Source organism: Pseudidiomarina aestuarii (genome assembly GCF_003987355.1).
Classification (GTDB): Bacteria; Pseudomonadota; Gammaproteobacteria; order Enterobacterales; family Alteromonadaceae; genus Pseudidiomarina; species Pseudidiomarina aestuarii.
On the sequence record NZ_PIPR01000003.1, the window covers coordinates 13323 to 30630 of the forward strand.

Consider the following 17308-nt stretch of genomic DNA (forward strand, 5'->3'; position numbering starts at 1 on the left):
AAAGCTCCCCATGGCGACATGTTGGAGCTTTTTTCATACCGCGTATAAACGGGCTCGATGTGAAATTTGTGCCTAAATGCGTTAAAGTAGTGCTAATTTCGCTGAAAAGGATGATTTATGATCAACTCCCCAAAGCGTATTGTGGATGCGCACTTTCACATTTACAACAGCGCTTATCCTTTGATTGAGAATCAAGGCTTCTTACCGCCGCCATTCTCAGTTGAAGATTATCAACATCGGACCAAAGAACTGAATATTGTTGGTGGTGCGGTGGCGTCAGGCTCGGTACAGGGCTTTGACCAAAGCTATTTCAAGCCGACGCTGGATCAGCTCGGTGAGAACTTTGTGGGTGTCACCAATTTACCGAGTTCTGTTTCAGACAAACGTATTCTTGAATTGCATGAGCAGGGTGTGCGTGCCGTACGCGTGAATCTGAAGCGCGGCGTAGTAAGTGGCCTGGATAACATGGTCGACTATGGCAAGCGCATTTGGGATTTAGTCGGCTGGCATCTCGAGCTTTATGTTGATAGCCGTGAGCTGGATGACGTGGTACCGAAATTGTTAAAGCTACCGAAAGCATCTGTGGATCATCTCGGTATGGCACGCTCAGGGTTGTCACAAGTGCTGCGACTCGCAGAAGCAGGCGTTAAAATTAAGGCAAGCGGGTTCGGTCGCACTGAAGTGAACGTGGCGCAAGCCGTGAAGAAGCTCTACGACGTGAATCCAGACTGCTTGATGTTTGGTACTGACTTACCGTCTGCACGTGCCGAACGGCCCTTCAACCTCGGTGACATTGACACCGTATACGAAGCTCTGCCGAACGAAGCAGCCATCGATAAAGTATTCGCGACCAACGCAGCCGAATTTTACGGCATTAAACTCTAACTTTTCGCGGCTAAGGTCATGACAAGCGGGCGCAATTTTCATATACTTGCGCCCGCTTTTCGTTTTCTACGCAGCAATCTCCAAATGGCCCCTTAGCTCAGTGGTTAGAGCACCCGACTCATAATCGGTTGGTCCCCAGTTCAAATCTGGGAGGGGCCACCATCTCGCAAGCCCTCCATGTTAAGTCGACACTGCACTAATTAAAATTAGTGTCTGAGCAGATAATCGCCCATACTCATGTTTACCGGATAAACATAGAGTTCAAATTATGCAAAAACCAGCGATCCCAGAAAACGAAGCAGAACGCCTTCACGCACTAAAAACTCTTTGTATTTTAGATACGGGACATGAGGAGCGGTTTGATCGAGTGACACGTATGGCCAAGCGACTGTTTGGCGTTGACATAGCGTTAGTTAGCTTGATTGATGAGAATCGGCAGTGGTTCAAGTCAAATCAAGGAATGGATATTAACGAAACACCACGCGATATATCGTTCTGTGCTCATGCAATTAATGAGGATGGTTTGTTTATCATACCCAATGCCGTTGATGATGAGCGTTTTTGCGATAACCCTTTAGTAACGTCGGGACCCAAAATTCGTTTTTATGCTGGTTACCCCTTAAAGTTACGGGTGGGATTAAAAATCGGCACGCTGTGCTTGATTGATTCGACTCCTCGAGAAATGAGTGACGAGGATCGACAACTTCTCGCGGATCTTGGCGCAATGATTGAGCAGGAAGTGAAATCCATTCAGTTGGCAACTTTAGATGAGTTGACTTTGATATCGAATAGGCGCGGTTTCTTAACACTTGCTGCTTATTCTATTGGCATGTGCAGACGCCATGAGGTTCCTTTTACCTTTGTCGTTTTTGATCTGAACAAATTTAAACAAATAAATGATAAGTATGGACACCATGAAGGTGATTACGTATTGAAAACTTTCGCGCGGCTCATGCTTGAGACGTTCCGAGAATCGGATGTTGTTGGTAGATTCGGAGGCGACGAGTTTACTTTAATGTTGTCCAATGCGGCTGGAGATCAAGTCGCGACAATACTTGCTCAGTTTGCTCAAGCCGTTCAGGAAGAAAACGACTCGAATCAGAAACCTTTTAAAATAGAATACAGTGCCGGTATCGCTAGTTTTGCTCCAGACAATGACTTAACAATAGAGAACATGATTAAGGTAGCTGATGCAGCGATGTACGAGCATAAAAGGAGATGAGTGATCGTTTCGAATCAGAGATGTTGCGCTCAGCTTTTCTGGCGGGGTTAGGGCATATTCGTTTATAAGATGCTTAAGGATCGGAAGTAGAGAACGTCGCATTGCCTTTTCTATTTGTGCTAATCTCAAACAATCGCCCAAATAGGACATAACGCAGTGAAACCAATAACTTCTTACCTCGTTTGTTTAGCGCTTCTTTTCTCGCTCTCGCAATCAAGCAGTGTGTCAGCGCAAGAAGCTGATCATGCGGCTGAACAAGAGCAGACAGAGCAACCGGTGCCAGAGCCAACGCGCTTTAGCTCGCAGCACAAAGGCACGTTCAACGGTGAGCGACTCAATTACACGGTGGACGCGGGTGAAACCTATCTGCGCAATGCTGAAGGCGAGCCGACCGCGGCGATTTTTTCGTTTGATTACGTGGTGGATAGCAAGCAACAGCGTCCAGTAACCTTTATTTGGAATGGTGGGCCTGGGTCGTCGTCCACTTGGTTGCACATGGGCGCTTATGGGCCGAAGCGCATTGTTGTGCCAAGTGATGCCGAACACCCAGGAGTAGCGCCTTATACGATAAAAGACGCACCTGAAACGATTCTTGATGTGACCGATATGGTGTTTGTCGATCCTGTCGGAACTGGCTTCTCACGAGCAATCGGCAAAGGCAAAAAGGAAGACTTTTGGGGTCTGACTGAAGACGCAAACTCGATGGCTGCGTTGATTGCTGCATGGCTTACAGAAAATAATCGTTGGAATTCACCACTATTCTTATTAGGTGAGAGCTTTGGCACCACGCGAGCTGCAGCAGTGGCGAAGGTTTTGCGCGAAGACTATGTGATCAACGTCAACGGTATTGTGTTCGTTTCACAAGCACTCGATTACCAGGGTTCGACGCCTTATGTCGACGACAACATCATTTCTTATATTACCTATATTCCAACCATGGCGGCGACTGCGTGGTATCACGGTAAAGTAGAGCAATCCGATGATTTTGAGACCTTTATTCAGGAGAGCCGCGAGTTCGCAACACAAGAACTTCTCCCAGCCCTGTTTCAAGGCAATTTACTGAGTGATGATAGACGTGCTGAGTTAGTTAGCGAGCTGCAGCGTTTTACCGGTTTAAGTAAGGAATATATCGAGCGTGTCGATTTGCGCATCAACGCATTTCGTTTTGCCAAGGAACTCAAGCGTGAAGAGGGTATTGCAGTCGGTCTGCTCGATAGTCGTTACACGCTAGATGAGCGCGATGACGTCGCGCCACGCCCAGGCGAAGATGCGGCAGGTGCAATCTCACCAGCGTACAAAGCGTCACTAATGCACTACATGCGCAACGATTTAGGTGTAGATTGGAACCGTCCATACTTAAATCCTGCTGATCCTGAACTGTCTGGCAAGTGGCGCTGGAGTCCTCGTCCGAAAGGTAGCTCGTGGGAACCTCATTATGTGAATACGGCCCCTGACCTAGCGGCGGTACTGCGTAGTAATCCGTCATTGAAAGTCATGGTGGGTTCGGGCTATTACGACTTAATCACGCCATTTTTCGATGCCGAGTATACGCTTAACCGCCATGGCATAGCTGCGGATGACATCATCTATCACTACTATCACGGTGGTCACATGATGTACGTCCACGAACCCGCACGCAAAGCCCTACTCGAAGACACCCGTGACTTCATCAAGGTGCAGAGTCAAAGAGTTGATTAAATAGCCGCATCAATGCACAGCTAAATATAGGGGAGATCCCTTATATATCACTGTTGATTTAGATGTAACTCTGTAGAGGTCAACTATGATCTTTACGGAGAACAATAATGAAAAAAACTCTTCTAACACTTGGAATTATGGCCTCAGGCCTGCTCGGTGCGACCTCAGTTCAAGCCGACGCAGTCCTAGGACCGAAGCTCACGCAAGACATACAGAATCTTGTCGGCCCATACAATGTGATTGTGTCATTTGATCAACAAAGCGATATTGACCGAATACTACCGAACTTAGGGATTCGCTATGTTGGGCTGCAGACCATGCCTATGGCCGGCGCTACGGTGACTAAGCTGCAATTGCAGGCACTCATAGAGAATCCAGCCGTGAGCAGTATCTACGCAAATACTCCATTGGAGTACAGTAATTATACGTCTGGTGAGATCACCGGTGGTCATTATGTGCATGACTTCTATGACGTGACTGGCCGCGGCGTCACAGTAGCTGTTCTCGACTCTGGCGTTGATGCGACGCATCCAGATCTAGAATTTCAGACCAAAACGGTCGAGAACGTAAAGATTGTTGGCGACCTCGATTTGCTTGGTGGACGTAACGCGTTTATTGAGGGAGTTCCAAACAGCGATACTTCTTCAGGACATGGTACTCACGTTGCAGGTACTGTTGCAGGAACCGGCATGGTGTCTGTTAACGACGAACGTCGAGCATACTACCATGATGGTATTGCCCCAGGCGCTAACATTGTTGGCCTCGGTGCCGGCGAAGGTATTTCTATCCTGTATGCGTTGTTAGGATTCGATTATGCCATTGCGAATCAAGACCGCCTTAGTATTGATATCATAACTAATAGTTGGGGTGGCGGTGATGGTGCAGAATTTGATCCGAATAATCCCATTAACAAAGCGTCTTACGAAGCTTATAGCCGGGGTATGGTGGTAAGTTTTGCGGCCTCTAACTCAGGCCCTGCTGAAGACACACTGAACCAGTACGCGGTGGCACCTTGGGTTATTAACGTCGCCGCAGGTACCAGTGAAAAACTGCTCGCCGACTTCTCCAGTCGAGGCGTAGCGGGTCACCCGTTCAAGCTGCCGGATATTACGGCGCCTGGAGAAGGTATTACTTCTACTCGCGCTCCGAATACAGCAATTGGAGCGATGGGACCTGTAATCGATTCAAATCATCCTGAATATTATGCGTATTACCACACTATTAGCGGTACTTCGATGGCAACTCCCTTTGTAGCTGGCGTGGCTGCACTACTGTTGGAAGTTAACCCAGACCTCTCACCTGACCAAATCGAACAAATCCTGAAAGACACCGCTGAGCCGATGGATTATGCGCCACACGAAGTCGGTGCAGGTTATATCGATGTCAGAGCTGCGGTCGATCTTGCGAAAGTAACGACCGGCGAGCGCCTCGCCTTCTTGGCTGGCGATACCTTGTGGTCAAGTCAGGGTGCTTGGAATCAAGCCGATGATAGTGCTCAGCAATTCGTTTATGTGGGAAATTGGCAGAGTAAATACGATGATTCCGCGTTTGAACAAACGGTTACGATGGCTAGAAATAGCAACGCCTCTATTTTTGCGAAGGTACGTGGCGAGCGAGTGCGTCTTCACTTTTTAGCCACGAGCGATGAGCCAACATCTATTGAACTGATTGCAGATGGTCGTTCGTTGGGGACCAAAACTGTCTATGCTGCTGACGCATCAGCTGCATCGCCAAAAGATGTTGCCGTAGCTTTTGATAACCTGGGTGAAGGTATCCATGATTTGGAAGTTCGCATTCTGAATAAACGTGTCAAGTTTGACCGCATGGATGTCGATGGTGCTCTACTAGCTCCAGATGTTAGCTTTATGACCAGTCAGCAAATCGACTCGGGTACCATGGGTGTTTCGGCTGAAAACCTAGAAGTGCAGGAATTCCCTCTGGAAATCAATCCAAATGACGTCAGTATCACTTCAACGTTGACGTGGACTGGCGTGGCGGACCTTGATTTCTTCCTGGTAAATCCAGACGGTGTGGAAGTCGCTTCTAGTGCGTCATTAGAAAATCCAGAGGTAATCCAGTTCTTTACGGATACAGCGGGAACTTACACGCTGCGAGTTACTGGTTATATTAGTCTGGCAACGCCATTCACTATCACGACCGACATCACATCTGAAGTGCAATAACTTTAGCGCGATGCATTGAGTGTGTGCATCGCTTTATAGTCCCAACCGAAAAGGCGCCATCGGCGCCTTTTACTTTTGCGTCTTCCTGAGAAGCATGCTAATTAAAGTCTTAGCAACAGTTGCAATTCAGTGGAGAAGACCATGAAACTTGGATGCTTTTCAGTCAGCTTATCGGTTAAGGATTTGCAGAAGTCGCGGGAGTTCTACGAAAAGTTGGGATTTACCGTGTATGCCGGTGAGGAGTCGCATCGGTTTTTGATTATGAAGAATGGCGATACCAACATTGGTTTATTTGAAGGCATGTTCGACAAGAACATTCTGACCTTTAACCCCGGTTGGGACCAAGATGCATCACCGTTGGATTCGTTTACGGATGTAAGAGAATTGCATGAGCAACTCAAGGCCAAAGGTCTTGAAATTCTGCATCCATCACTTGACTCAGACAACGGTCCAGCAAGCTTCTCGGTCATAGATCCAGACGGCAATCCAATCCTTTTCGACCAACACGTATAGCGCAGTTACTGGCACGGAGGCCACAATCCATGTTCGAATATGTAAGAGGACTGTTTTCTGACGACCTAGTGGTTGAGCTGAGCGAAAATCGAATAACGTTTCGCAAAATAGGCGCCTCTGAATTTATCGAAATTGAGCCTTGGATAGCGCTCCAAACACTAAATGGGAAAGTGAGCATCAAGTCCATTGGGGCTGAGGCTAAATCACTAGCATGCGAATCCATTCAGCTTACGAACCCATTTTCTCACCCACGCTGTCTAATCGCTAATTTCGGTCTTGCTGAAAAAATACTCCAGCATGGACTTTTCAAGTTTCACAATTCAAAGTTTAGACCTGCTCCTAGAGTAGTAATGCATCAGCTAGAAAAACTAGAGGGTGGATTAACTGACATAGAAGAACGCGTATTACGCGAACTCGCGCTGGGAATGGGAGCAAGAGAAGTGTTGATTCATACGGGAGAGCGGCTCAACGTACACAAGCAGACTTTTGACACACTCATGGATATAGTTCATGAATATAAGTCAAAAAAGTGAGAGAGGTGCAATGAGCGCGCATCAAGAACAAGTTCGTGGGTTTGCTAAGTACAATCGTGAGTTCACCTCTCTCAGACAAGAACTCTGCGTCGCAGGCGTCACCGATTACTACGCGTATGTCAGCAGTTCATAGATACGCTGATTTATTCTAGCTAGAGGGAAATAGTACATGGAGACGTATCAATGTCTGTAAAGCCTTATCGAATTATTGCTGGAGTGCTGACTATGACCCTTATCGGTTGTGCATCTGCGCCTAAAACTACCTATCAACCGCCTTGCTTCGATACAGTGGATGAGGCGAGAACATTAGGGAGTGCGATCTTCCATGATGGCTTCAACGAACGAGTCAATTATTGGCTGAATGTTGAGAGGCAGACTCCGAAATTTAGATTTGGCCTGGCGTACGATGGCTTTGATGAGACTCAATATTGCCCAAATGGTGGCTATCCAATAGTCATTATCTATGATGATGAGTTCGGTCATCACAAAGAAGAACGCGTGATGAAAACGGCACAAATGGTGTTGAAAAACATGATTCGTCAATCAGAAAAGGAATCTTAAAATGAAAGGGTTTACCCACGGTTTGGTACTGGCACTGTTCTTAGTCGCAGCGATTGTGTGTTATGCGATTGGCCTTCCCTCTGGAGCTGCTGGTTTTGTTCTCGCCGGCATCGCATTTGAAGGCCTGTTCTGGTTTGGGATCTTAGGTCGCAAACGGAACTCTAAAGCACAGCCGTAATAACGCGCCGCGAAGTCAGAAGCCGGATAGTACAAAATCAACTGCGGCCATGATATCAGCGCGATAGCTGCTTAGGTTGAATGTCTTCGCACCAAGCTGATTACGATCGATTCCGGCAATATCTTGCGTCATTACCGTGAAACTCTCATTTTCGATTGAAACTATTGGGTTTAATCGTGTTAGACGCATTGAAGCGACCGAATGAGTCGGTGAAAGCGGTATCACAATAGTTGTGCGTAATTCGCTCAGCAAGTCATTTTGAATATCAAGCAAATAAGGATACTGGCGCTGAGTTTGTGGATTGGGATTCTGATAAGCAAAAAATTGTCCCATTAGAACTTCCTGACGCTGTCACTGAAAGAGCCGTTACTTTCAATGAATTTATTGTAGGATGCCATCGCATCAGAATTTTCCCGTAACCATTGATCACGTTGTTCTGCGCGTAATTTCTCGACGAGGGCTTGTTCCAAAGTAGCCGATAAATTGATATTTAAAGCACGCGACTTTTCCAGCAGGTCACTATTAATGCTGACATTAGTTGGCTTTTTCAGGGCATTCATTGAGTATAGATGACTCATATAGCGCTCCTTCTACTTTATTTGCACATCAGGTATGCGCATAGTTTAGGCGCATGTCATAGACTTTGCAAATAATCACTCTTAGGTTTCGCCTTTTTCGATTTGAAAACTAAACTACAGCGTAACCAAAAGGGGATATTTCATGAGCAGTGAAAAAATTAACTACGTCGAGTTTCCAGCTACCGATATTGAGGGGACGAAAGCCTTCTTTACTAAGGCGTTTGGCTGGAACTTTGTTGACTACGGTCCCGATTATGCTTCGTTTCAAGATGCTGGTTTAGATGGCGGATTTTTTCGCTCAGAAAAGTCTGCTACAGTGGCATCTGGAAGCGCTTTGATTGTGCTCTACAGCAAAGAGTTAGAGGCATCGCAACAACGAGTTGAAGCTGCAGGTGGCACCATAGTGGTACCTATCTTCGACTTTCCCGGCGGGCGACGCTTCCATTTTAGTGACCCAAGTGGCAATGAATACGCTGTTTGGTCTGAGTAATTAGGGAAAATAACAACAACAAGGACGACTATGAATATTAATATGACTTACATCGGACTGGGCATGATCCTGTTCATGATCGTTACGATTATCGTGACGTATTTATTAGGTAAGCGGAAAACGCAAAATGCCGGTTGGGCGGCATTTGTTGGATTTCTGACTGCCTTTGTACCGCCTATAGCCCTGCTATACATGATCGTACTCGTCATGAAAAAGGATGTTGACGCCGAAAGTAAGGTGTAGCTGTAAACATTTGGTGAATTTGGTGGTCAGACGCAAGGTTGAGCGGTAGTATTTTTTATGAGTGTTGCCTCGGGTTTTAGACGATGCGACTGACACCTAATCACCAAAACACTAGTGAACAGCATGTTAACTGTAATTTTTTCGACCTATAACTCTCCAGGTTGGTTAGAAAAAACACTGTGGGGATTTCACTTCCAAACCTTTCAAGACTTTGAAATTATTGTCGCAGATGATGGCTCCACGCCGGAAACGCTAGCGCGCATTAAGCTGTTTGAGCAGCAAAGTGGCAGACAGGTTAAACATGTTTGGCAAGCGGACGAAGGCTTTCGAAAAACTCGCATATTAAATAAAGCACTGTTAGTCGCGGAAGGCGACTATGTTGTCTTCACGGACGGTGACTGTATTCCACGCAATGACTTCTTAGCAACGCATGTTCAATACCGCGAACCTGGGTACTTTTTGTCGGGTGGCTATTTCAAGCTCCCGCTATCTGCGAGTCGCGCCATAACTGTCGATGACATCAAAAATGGTAACGCTTTTGATGTTGAGTGGTTGGTTGAACGAGGCCTGAAGAAAACACATAAAGCACTGAAGCTCACTGCATTTGGTACGAAATCCAAACTACTGAATAGACTCACACCTACGCGAGCATCTTGGAACGGTCATAACGCGTCGGGTTGGTTGGAGGATATTATTGCAGTGAATGGTTTTGATGAGCGCATGCGCTACGGCGGTGAGGATCGAGAACTTGGCGAGCGCTTGCTCAACAAAGGCATAAAAAGTAAGCAGATCCGATATTCGGCCGTGTGTGTTCACCTCGAGCATGATCGTAGTTATGTTGAGCAAGAAGTTCGGCTGATAAACGCTAAAATCATCAAAAATACCAAGAAAAATCAAATCGTCGCGACGAGCTATGGACTCGACCGACACACCTCGTTTGACTCAGCAGAGGCGGTATAGTGCAATGAGGCTCGTCACTATGATTTTCAGTGGCTAAGTTGTCGCTCGACTCGCACGCGCCGAATGTAATTTTTGGTAACTTTCAATCAAACGCAAATGCTTCTCGAGCCCTTCAAGCTGCATATTGGTTGCTTCTAAACCAGCAAAGCGAACACTGCCTGCAACCGAGCCAATCACTTGCTCCATCACTTCAGCACCGAACATACGCGTCAGATTGTGTCGGTAATTATCCAGTTCCAACGAATCATCCAACTCAATTTCGAGCACTGCTTGCATCGCGCGATAGAATAATTGCCTTGCAACGGTGTTGTCGTTGTACTGAAGGAATTCTTCAACCCCTTCCAAAGCCTCTTCGTGCTGTCCAAGTGCCAAATAAATCAGCGTTTTCAGCTCGAGAATTGTCAGTTGTCCCCACACCGTATTCTCATCGAATTCGATGCCAATCAGAGTAATAATATCCATGTACGGGTCGAGCTGACTTTCTTCGAGGCGCTCTACTAAGCCACGCAATTCGTCATCACTCAAGCGATGCAAATTAAGAATATCTTCGCGATACTGAAGCGCGACATTGGTGTTGTCCCATACCAGATCTTCAATAGGGTAGACCTCAGAGAAACCCGGGACCAAAATCCGACATACCGGAGCACCTAGATCGTTGTGCACAGCGATATAAACTTCTTTACCGAGGTCTGCCAAGATGCCAAACAAGGTATCCGCCTCCTCTTGGTTGGTTCCGGCAAAGTCCCAATCGACGAAGCTGTAGTCACTGTGCGCACTAAAGAAACGCCATGAGACGACACCGGATGAATCAATAAAGTGCTCCACAAAGTTGTTCGGCTCCGTTAATTCCATGGAATTAAAGGTTGGAGGCGGCAAGTCGTCTAGACCTTCAAAGCTGCGGCCCTGCAGTAACTCAGTGAGGCTGCGTTCAATAGCAACCGCCATGCTTGGATGCGCTCCGAACGAAGCAAACACGCCACCGGTGCGCGGATTCATCAGCGTCACGCAAGCAACGGGGAATTGGCCACCCAGTGATGCGTCTTTCACCAAAACTGGAAAACCTTGTGCTTCCAGCGCTTCAATACCTTCTACTAAGTGCGGATAGCGTGCGAGAACCTCGGCAGGTACATCCGGAAGTGCCAATTCTTGTTCGAGGATCTGCTTTTTCACCGCCCGCTCAAAAATCTCCGATAAGCACTGTACTTGCGCTTCAGGCAAGGTATTGCCAGCACTCATGCCGTTACTTAAGTACAAGTTCTCAATCAAATTCGACGGGAAATAAACGGTCTCGCCATCCGAGTGACGCACAAACGGCAACGCACAAATACCGCGATCAATTCGACCAGAATTGGTATCTACTAAATGGGAACCACACAACTCAGCATCAGGGTTATAGATTTCTAAGCAGTAGTCATCTAACAAACCGTCAGGCAAAGAATCGTCGACGGTGAGAGCGAACCACTTTTCATTGGGGTAATGCACAAACTCGCTCTTGGCGATGGCTTCACCGAAATACTGGTCGTTGTAGAAGAAATTACAACTCAGACGCTCAATAAACTCACCCAAAGCCGAGGCCAGAGCGGCTTCTTTGGTGGCGCCTTTGCCGTTGGTAAAGCACATAGGGGATGCGGCATCACGAATATGCAACGACCACACATGCGGTACAATATTGCGCCAAGAAGCGATTTCAATCTTCATGCCCAAGTTCGCCAAAATAGCGGTCATGTTGGCGATGGTATCTTCGAGTGGTAAGTCTTTACCTTCAATATAGGTACGCGAGCCGCCAGTCGGGCTGCCCATCAACAAGGCTTGTGCATCTTCGTCGAGGTTTTCTACCACTTCAATTTGGAACTCAGGACCCGTTTGAACCACCTTTTTCACAGTGCAACGTTCAATGGAGCGCAAAATTCCTTCGCGGTCCTTGTCAGAAATATCTTCTGGCAGTTCTACCTGAATTTTGAAAATTTGGTTGTAGCGATTTTCGGGATCCACAATGTTATTTTGCGATAACCGAATGTTGTCGGTCGGGATATCACGAGCCACACAATAGACTTTGACAAAATAGGCGGCACACAGCGCTGATGATGCGAGGAAGTAGTCAAATGGACTCGGCGCCGAACCGTCGCCTTTGTAGCGAATCGGTTGGTCCGTAATGACTGTGAAGTCATCGAACTTAGCTTCGAGTCGAAGGTTGTCGAGAAAATTGACTTTGATTTCCATGAATAGCGTACCAGCGTTGGTGGGTGTGACATCATTACGTTGTGGTCGCTATTATCGCTTTTTTGCGCCAAATAGTCTTGCCTAATTGACTGTACCCTCCTCATTGTCCGCGTCATTGTCAGCATAGCCACTGCCAATCGCGCTAAACGGTAGCTCTAGTTCCAATTCTGGAATTTGCAGCGCAATCCAAGCAGGGAAGGTGTTGCTATTCGGACCGGGTACGGCGGTATATTCATTAGCCCAAGGATATCGTTCGGCAGCAGCTTCAATTTCAGGAATCAGCGCTGCTGCGCGTTCACCGTGTAGCGAATAAATTTTTTCGGGCTCAGCACCATACCAGAATCGATCTGGAGTAGCGGTTTGATAGACGCGCAACGCAGGCTGGCCGTTTTCTACTCGCCAACCGACCACTTCATAGACCGTATATTCAGACGCGTTTTCAGGTTTGACAGCAATCCACGTATGCACGGCAAACCAACCCCGCCAGCCGAACGCATCGGCTGCGTACGCTTCAATCACTGCATCGGTTGTCACAGCAGGATTGGCCGCAATACCGGCAGGATCACGCGACGCGGAGCGCCAATCATTGCTTGAGCAACCAATCAACCACAAAGCCACAAAGCCGACTAAAATACGTTTCACAAATCACCTTTGATTCATTCAGATTCTATTACTAGCTATTAACGCAGGAAATTTTAAAAAGATCGCTTACAATCGACTCCTTACACTATTTTTAAGATAGTCAACCGTGGAGCCCGCTATGCATTTTGTCTTGGTATATGAAGTTGCAGAAGATTATTTAGAACGCCGTGGTCAGTACCGCGAGGAACACTTGAAATTAGGTTGGCAGGCAGCCGATCGCGGTGAGTTAGTACTTGGCGGTGCCGTTGGGGATCCTATTGATCGCGCTCATTTGGTCTTCAATGTCGATTCCGCCGCTGTGGTCGAAGCGTTCGCAAAAGCAGACCCTTACGTCAGGAATGGCTTGATCAAACGCTATCAGATTATGCCGTGGCATACCGTTATTGGTGAATTAGCGACGCAACCAACCCGTTAATAGAAATGTTGAGGAAGTGACGATACGGAATAGCTATAAGTCTGCTTTTTGCGTTATGCTTCAAAAACTATGCGAAAAATCATAATCAACTTATGTACATAGCCGAATTCGTAGAAACCAAGAAATCATACTGGGGCGGCGCCTTGTTTGGGGTTCTTATCTACTGCGCCGTCATGGTCTTCGTGGTTGAAGAGCTCTCAGGAAGCATCATCGCTGATGCGGAGAGACTGGAACGTAATGACGTTGAGGACGAGGCTGAAGCGATAAAGGCGCGTCTTGAACTCTTCATCTTTTCTGATATCTACACGGCCAATAGCATTGCGACGCTGTTATCCGTCGATCAAGACTTTGTAACCAAACGTTTTGACGAATTAGCGGCAAATGCTATTCGGCGCGGCCATTTTATTCGCAATATCGGTTTAGCGCCGAACAATGTCATTGAGCGCGTGTACCCTTTAGCGAGCAATGAACGCGCAGTCGGGTTGAACTTTAATGACTACCCTGATCAATTGCGTACCGTAGAACAAGCGAGACAACAGCAATCTGTGTTTTTGGCTGGTCCCTTAGAATTGGTCCAAGGTGGGATGGGGATTGTCGCGCGATTTCCTATCTTCGTGGATTTCCCGATCAACGAACAATATTGGGGCACTGTAAGCGTTGTTATCAATGCTATACCGCTGCTCAAGGCGAGTGAGCTTATCCAGTTCTCAAGTCAACATCAGGTTGCTCTGCGAGGTGTGGATGGACGGGGCGAAGACGGCGCCGTTTTTTGGGGAGATCAGGAGGTTTTTACCGAGCCAGACTTTACCCAACGCATAGAATTACCCAGCGGTACCTGGCAAATGGCGGTAAAAGTGGGCTCGGATCTCACCGTCAATTGGTGGCAAAAGCAGTCTATTACCCGTGCTGTCGGCTATACAATCGGCATCTTTATCCTTCTCCTCATCATTGCATTGGTTCGCTCGTTTCGGATTGCTCGAGCCAACTCATACATTGATGCTTTGACGGGGCTTCCTAATCGTCGCTACGCAATACGTAGGTTAAACCGGATTGTTCATTCAATGGCTACAGGTAAAAGCTGCGCCGTGTTACTTATGGATTTGAACGGCTTTAAAGCGGTAAATGACCTACACGGACATGAAGCGGGAGATGAACTACTGCGAGGTGTAGCGCTAACGATGCGCGCTGCGTTGGATGATAAAAACTCGCTAGCGCGTCTGGGTGGAGACGAATATCTCGTAATCGTTCCTGATACCACCGCCAAAAAGGCAGGTCTCATTGCCAAATCCCTGTTGGATACGATTGAGCATTACTATTTGAACTACCAAGGGGTCGAGCTCCATGTTGGCTTAAGTATTGGACTCGCAATGTGCCCGAAAGACGCAACGACTGTGTCAGACCTCCTGAAAGTGGCGGATGAACGCATGTATGCTGACAAAAAGCGGCGAAAAACGACCATCTGACTGCAGTTTGTCGATAGAATTGGACTGACCTTCCGTTTAGGGATTGCATTTTGATGCTGAATTCCTCTACAGTGCTGCATCATTAAAAAATATAACAACAACGAGAGAAGTGTTATGACGGTTGCAACCGATACTCGAGGTGCCTGGGGCTCCAAGATTGGCTTCATCTTAGCGGCAGCAGGTTCTGCTGTTGGTCTTGGTGCAATTTGGAAGTTCCCTTACATCGCTGGTCAAAATGGTGGCGGTGTATTCCTACTGGTTTACTTGGCTTGTGTATTCACAGTTGGTGTCGTGATGATGCTATCTGAAATGATGATTGGTCGCCGCGCAAAGAAATCAGCGACCTCCGCATATCGTGCCTTGGGTGGCGGTAAGTGGCATTATGCTGGCTGGATATCGGTACTTTGCGTTTTCCTCATTCTTGGCTTCTATTCCGTGGTCGGTGGCTGGACCATTGCGTATATCTTTGAAGCGGTGCGCGGTGATGTTCTCACGACGGATGGCGCTGAACTCGAAGCGGCATTCGCTAGCTTCATTGGAGACCCGCTTGCTGCATTGATTTACACCTCAATTTTTGCGTTTATCACGGCATCGATTGTTATCGCCGGTGTGCAAAAAGGTATTGAGCGTATTTGTAAGATCTTGATGCCAACGTTGTTTGCTTTGCTGATTTTCTTGGTGATCCGCAGTCTGACGCTGCCGGGTGCAATTGATGGTTTAATCTATCTCGTGACGCCTGATTGGAGCAAACTATCGGTCCGAATGGTTCTCGACGCTTTGGGCTTAGCTGTGTTCTCACTATCAGTGGGTGCCGGTTTAATGATTGCGTACGGCTCGTATCTCTCAAAAGAAGAGAAAGTGGTTAACGCGGGTTTGTGGATAGCATTCTTGGCTATTTTGGCCTCGGTGTTGGCAGGTTTGATGATACTTCCTGCGGTATTCGCGTTTGGTGTTGACCCTGCGGCGGGTCCAGGTCTGACATTTATCACCATGCCAGCCTTGTTCGCGCAAATGACCGGCGGTCAGTACCTTGCGATTCTTTTCTTCTGCTTGCTGTTATTTGCAGCAATTACATCAGCGATTTCGATTCTCGAACCGGCTGTCGCGTTCTTGATTGATGAATATGATGTGCCGCGCAAAAAGGCTACGCTTATTGTTGCCATCAGTAACTATGTGATCTTGAGTGTGCCGGCGGCGCTATCGTTTGGTACTTTAGCTGGCGACTTGATGATTTTTGGTAAGACGCCGTTTGATTTGATGGACTTCATTGCTTCCAACGTATTGATGCCAATTGGCGGTATGTTAGCCGCGGTGTTTGTAGGCTGGCGCGTATGGCCGGAAATCAAAACGGTGTTGGTGAAAGAAATGCCGGAGTGGTGTACTTACGTGTTCCGTTTTGTAGCGGGTGTGTTGTCACCTGTTCTTATCGGAGCGGTGGCCTACTTCCTGATTTTCGGCTAGACAGTTCTGTCGATACAAAAAAACCGCACGTGGTCACACAGTGCGGTTTTTTTATGCAGATTACCGAAGGCTTGTTAGTTACCGCCACTCAGTAATTCATTCAGTGAACTTGCTCGCCCATCCGGTCGAGTAACCGCACAAGCACTGCCTGAATCTGCGCAGCTTTTGCCACGGATGCGCGAGCCAATCGAGCGACTATCGTACATGCCAGAAGTCTCTAACCTGTCGACTAAGCCCTGAATTTGCGTTTGGTACAAGCTGGCATCAGCAGTGACTTGAATGCGTTCCACATTCTCAGCAGCACTCATCCGCGCTCGCAAGCGCTCGTCAACCTCAACCGAGTCAGCATCAATACTGCGAGAGACCTCGCGGAGGTATTGTTTGGCTGGACTAAAGCCAGCAATTGTCAGTCGACTGTACAAGTCACCAGCACCAACTAAGTCTTGTTCGATCACCGTGCCTGTTTGTTTTAACCGAGCTAAGGCAAACATAGCACTCACCAGATTTTGCTCGGCGGCCGCTTCAATCAGCGAGAGCGCTTCGTTGGTGGCTGCTTCGTTACCGGATTCCAGTAATAACACTGCCTTCTTGTATTGTGCCGGGGCATAGTCGAGCTTAACGGCTTCATCTAAAAGGTCATTCGCTTCGGTAGTATCTTGCTCGACCACGGTACCCGTACGATACCAATCAGACAGCAAATACATGGCCAACGCACTGCGATAACGAACGCCCTGGCGAGCAAAGTCGTAAGCCAGTTCCTGATCTTTTTCGAGTCCGTCACCACTTGCATAAGCCATTGCGACTACTGCCGCAGCGTCACCGCTGCCGTTACGCGCAAGCTTCACCAGTCGGCGCATCTCACCTTGGCAATCGCCGCTTGGACACACTTCAATATGGCTGGTACTGGATGCTTCAGTTGCGACTGCTGGGGTCACGCTGAGCGCGGCGGCAACGAATAGTGCGGGGATGGATAAACGCATGACAAACTCCTCGATGAATGACGCGCATACTATCAATGCAGGACAATACGAGGTCAATGAGGGATTTGTTCAAAAGTGCAACC

At 47.6% G+C, this 17308-nt stretch carries 20 protein-coding genes and 1 tRNA gene; 16 read left to right on the forward strand and 5 right to left on the reverse strand.

Annotated elements, in window-relative coordinates:
* The first annotated feature begins 117 nt into the window (after positions 1-117).
* The 10 genes from CWE22_RS10175 (at position 118) to CWE22_RS10215 (ending at position 7773) form a co-directional block, all read left to right on the forward strand.
* Positions 118-885: an amidohydrolase family protein gene (locus CWE22_RS10175; protein WP_169931381.1), complete on the forward strand. Its 768-nt coding sequence runs from the start codon at positions 118-120 to the stop codon at positions 883-885.
* A gap of 86 nt (positions 886-971) precedes the next feature.
* Positions 972-1047: transfer RNA gene (locus CWE22_RS10180), tRNA-Ile, on the forward strand.
* A gap of 106 nt (positions 1048-1153) precedes the next feature.
* Positions 1154-2107: a sensor domain-containing diguanylate cyclase gene (locus CWE22_RS10185; RefSeq protein WP_169931382.1), complete on the forward strand. Its 954-nt coding sequence runs from the start codon at positions 1154-1156 to the stop codon at positions 2105-2107.
* A gap of 222 nt (positions 2108-2329) precedes the next feature.
* Positions 2330-3805 (forward strand): S10 family peptidase, encoded by a 1476-nt coding sequence (locus CWE22_RS10190; RefSeq protein WP_211618693.1) that lies wholly within the window; start codon positions 2330-2332, stop codon positions 3803-3805.
* 107 nt (positions 3806-3912) lie between these two features.
* On the forward strand, positions 3913-5988 hold the full coding sequence (locus tag CWE22_RS10195) for a S8 family peptidase (protein ID WP_169931383.1): 2076 nt from the start codon (positions 3913-3915) through the stop codon (positions 5986-5988).
* Positions 5989-6129: 141 nt separating this feature from the next.
* Positions 6130-6501, forward strand: coding sequence for a VOC family protein (locus CWE22_RS10200; protein WP_169931384.1), 372 nt, complete (start codon positions 6130-6132; stop codon positions 6499-6501).
* Positions 6502-6530: 29 nt separating this feature from the next.
* On the forward strand, positions 6531-7034 hold the full coding sequence (locus CWE22_RS10205; RefSeq protein ID WP_169931385.1) for a rod shape-determining protein: 504 nt from the start codon (positions 6531-6533) through the stop codon (positions 7032-7034).
* A 10-nt stretch (positions 7035-7044) separates the two neighbouring features.
* Positions 7045-7167, forward strand: a complete 123-nt coding sequence (locus CWE22_RS12170) for a hypothetical protein (protein WP_275069068.1) — start codon at positions 7045-7047, stop codon at positions 7165-7167.
* Between the two features lie 50 nt (positions 7168-7217).
* Entirely contained in the window at positions 7218-7595 is a 378-nt protein-coding gene (locus tag CWE22_RS10210) for a hypothetical protein (RefSeq protein ID WP_169931386.1), read from the forward strand.
* 1 nt (position 7596) lies between these two features.
* Positions 7597-7773: a hypothetical protein gene (locus tag CWE22_RS10215; RefSeq protein WP_169931387.1), complete on the forward strand. Its 177-nt coding sequence runs from the start codon at positions 7597-7599 to the stop codon at positions 7771-7773.
* A gap of 15 nt (positions 7774-7788) precedes the next feature.
* Here CWE22_RS10215 and CWE22_RS10220 read toward each other — a convergent pair whose 3' ends face one another.
* Positions 7789-8106, reverse strand: coding sequence for a CcdB family protein (locus CWE22_RS10220; protein WP_169931388.1), 318 nt, complete (start codon positions 8104-8106; stop codon positions 7789-7791).
* Positions 8106-8351: a type II toxin-antitoxin system CcdA family antitoxin gene (locus CWE22_RS10225; RefSeq protein WP_169931389.1), complete on the reverse strand. Its 246-nt coding sequence runs from the start codon at positions 8349-8351 to the stop codon at positions 8106-8108. The genes CWE22_RS10220 and CWE22_RS10225 overlap by 1 nt, the downstream gene beginning before the upstream one ends.
* A 142-nt stretch (positions 8352-8493) precedes the next feature.
* On the opposite strand from CWE22_RS10225, the gene CWE22_RS10230 reads away from it, so the two are divergent.
* From CWE22_RS10230 to CWE22_RS10240, 3 genes are all read left to right on the forward strand, one after another.
* On the forward strand, positions 8494-8841 hold the full coding sequence (locus CWE22_RS10230; RefSeq protein ID WP_169931390.1) for a VOC family protein: 348 nt from the start codon (positions 8494-8496) through the stop codon (positions 8839-8841).
* A gap of 42 nt (positions 8842-8883) precedes the next feature.
* Positions 8884-9084: a hypothetical protein gene (locus tag CWE22_RS10235; RefSeq protein ID WP_244596053.1), complete on the forward strand. Its 201-nt coding sequence runs from the start codon at positions 8884-8886 to the stop codon at positions 9082-9084.
* 123 nt (positions 9085-9207) lie between these two features.
* Positions 9208-10044: a glycosyltransferase family 2 protein gene (locus CWE22_RS10240; RefSeq protein WP_169931392.1), complete on the forward strand. Its 837-nt coding sequence runs from the start codon at positions 9208-9210 to the stop codon at positions 10042-10044.
* Positions 10045-10077: 33 nt separating this feature from the next.
* Here CWE22_RS10240 and CWE22_RS10245 read toward each other — a convergent pair whose 3' ends face one another.
* Both CWE22_RS10245 and CWE22_RS10250 read right to left on the reverse strand, forming a co-directional pair.
* Complete coding sequence (locus tag CWE22_RS10245) at positions 10078-12264, reverse strand: OsmC domain/YcaO domain-containing protein (protein WP_169931393.1); 2187 nt, start codon at positions 12262-12264, stop codon at positions 10078-10080.
* A gap of 81 nt (positions 12265-12345) precedes the next feature.
* Complete coding sequence (locus CWE22_RS10250; protein WP_169931394.1) at positions 12346-12906, reverse strand: DUF3750 domain-containing protein; 561 nt, start codon at positions 12904-12906, stop codon at positions 12346-12348.
* A gap of 118 nt (positions 12907-13024) precedes the next feature.
* Here CWE22_RS10250 and CWE22_RS10255 point away from each other — a divergent pair, with 118 nt between their 5' ends.
* The 3 genes from CWE22_RS10255 to CWE22_RS10265 all read left to right on the forward strand — a co-directional run bounded on the left by CWE22_RS10255 (position 13025) and on the right by CWE22_RS10265 (position 16245).
* On the forward strand, positions 13025-13321 hold the full coding sequence (locus CWE22_RS10255) for a YciI-like protein (RefSeq protein WP_169931395.1): 297 nt from the start codon (positions 13025-13027) through the stop codon (positions 13319-13321).
* 92 nt (positions 13322-13413) lie between these two features.
* Positions 13414-14784: a diguanylate cyclase domain-containing protein gene (locus CWE22_RS10260; RefSeq protein WP_169931396.1), complete on the forward strand. Its 1371-nt coding sequence runs from the start codon at positions 13414-13416 to the stop codon at positions 14782-14784.
* A gap of 114 nt (positions 14785-14898) precedes the next feature.
* Positions 14899-16245, forward strand: coding sequence for a sodium-dependent transporter (locus tag CWE22_RS10265; protein ID WP_169931397.1), 1347 nt, complete (start codon positions 14899-14901; stop codon positions 16243-16245).
* A 74-nt stretch (positions 16246-16319) separates the two neighbouring features.
* Here CWE22_RS10265 and CWE22_RS10270 read toward each other — a convergent pair whose 3' ends face one another.
* Positions 16320-17225, reverse strand: a complete 906-nt coding sequence (locus CWE22_RS10270; protein WP_211618695.1) for a tetratricopeptide repeat protein — start codon at positions 17223-17225, stop codon at positions 16320-16322.
* Positions 17226-17308: the final 83 nt, after the last annotated feature.

Coding starts and splice junctions, on each gene's coding strand:
- CWE22_RS10240 (WP_169931392.1), top strand. CDS start 9,208: ATGTTAACTGTAATTTTTTCGACCTATAACTCTCCAGGTTGGTTAGAA.
- CWE22_RS10195 (WP_169931383.1), top strand. CDS start 3,913: ATGAAAAAAACTCTTCTAACACTTGGAATTATGGCCTCAGGCCTGCTC.
- CWE22_RS10245 (WP_169931393.1), bottom strand. CDS start 12,264: ATGGAAATCAAAGTCAATTTTCTCGACAACCTTCGACTCGAAGCTAAG.
- CWE22_RS10175 (WP_169931381.1), top strand. CDS start 118: ATGATCAACTCCCCAAAGCGTATTGTGGATGCGCACTTTCACATTTAC.
- CWE22_RS10235 (WP_244596053.1), top strand. CDS start 8,884: ATGACTTACATCGGACTGGGCATGATCCTGTTCATGATCGTTACGATT.
- CWE22_RS10220 (WP_169931388.1), bottom strand. CDS start 8,106: ATGGGACAATTTTTTGCTTATCAGAATCCCAATCCACAAACTCAGCGC.
- CWE22_RS12170 (WP_275069068.1), top strand. CDS start 7,045: ATGAGCGCGCATCAAGAACAAGTTCGTGGGTTTGCTAAGTACAATCGT.
- CWE22_RS10185 (WP_169931382.1), top strand. CDS start 1,154: ATGCAAAAACCAGCGATCCCAGAAAACGAAGCAGAACGCCTTCACGCA.
- CWE22_RS10230 (WP_169931390.1), top strand. CDS start 8,494: ATGAGCAGTGAAAAAATTAACTACGTCGAGTTTCCAGCTACCGATATT.
- CWE22_RS10255 (WP_169931395.1), top strand. CDS start 13,025: ATGCATTTTGTCTTGGTATATGAAGTTGCAGAAGATTATTTAGAACGC.
- CWE22_RS10215 (WP_169931387.1), top strand. CDS start 7,597: ATGAAAGGGTTTACCCACGGTTTGGTACTGGCACTGTTCTTAGTCGCA.
- CWE22_RS10200 (WP_169931384.1), top strand. CDS start 6,130: ATGAAACTTGGATGCTTTTCAGTCAGCTTATCGGTTAAGGATTTGCAG.
- CWE22_RS10270 (WP_211618695.1), bottom strand. CDS start 17,225: ATGCGTTTATCCATCCCCGCACTATTCGTTGCCGCCGCGCTCAGCGTG.
- CWE22_RS10260 (WP_169931396.1), top strand. CDS start 13,414: ATGTACATAGCCGAATTCGTAGAAACCAAGAAATCATACTGGGGCGGC.
- CWE22_RS10210 (WP_169931386.1), top strand. CDS start 7,218: ATGTCTGTAAAGCCTTATCGAATTATTGCTGGAGTGCTGACTATGACC.
- CWE22_RS10225 (WP_169931389.1), bottom strand. CDS start 8,351: ATGAGTCATCTATACTCAATGAATGCCCTGAAAAAGCCAACTAATGTC.
- CWE22_RS10265 (WP_169931397.1), top strand. CDS start 14,899: ATGACGGTTGCAACCGATACTCGAGGTGCCTGGGGCTCCAAGATTGGC.
- CWE22_RS10205 (WP_169931385.1), top strand. CDS start 6,531: ATGTTCGAATATGTAAGAGGACTGTTTTCTGACGACCTAGTGGTTGAG.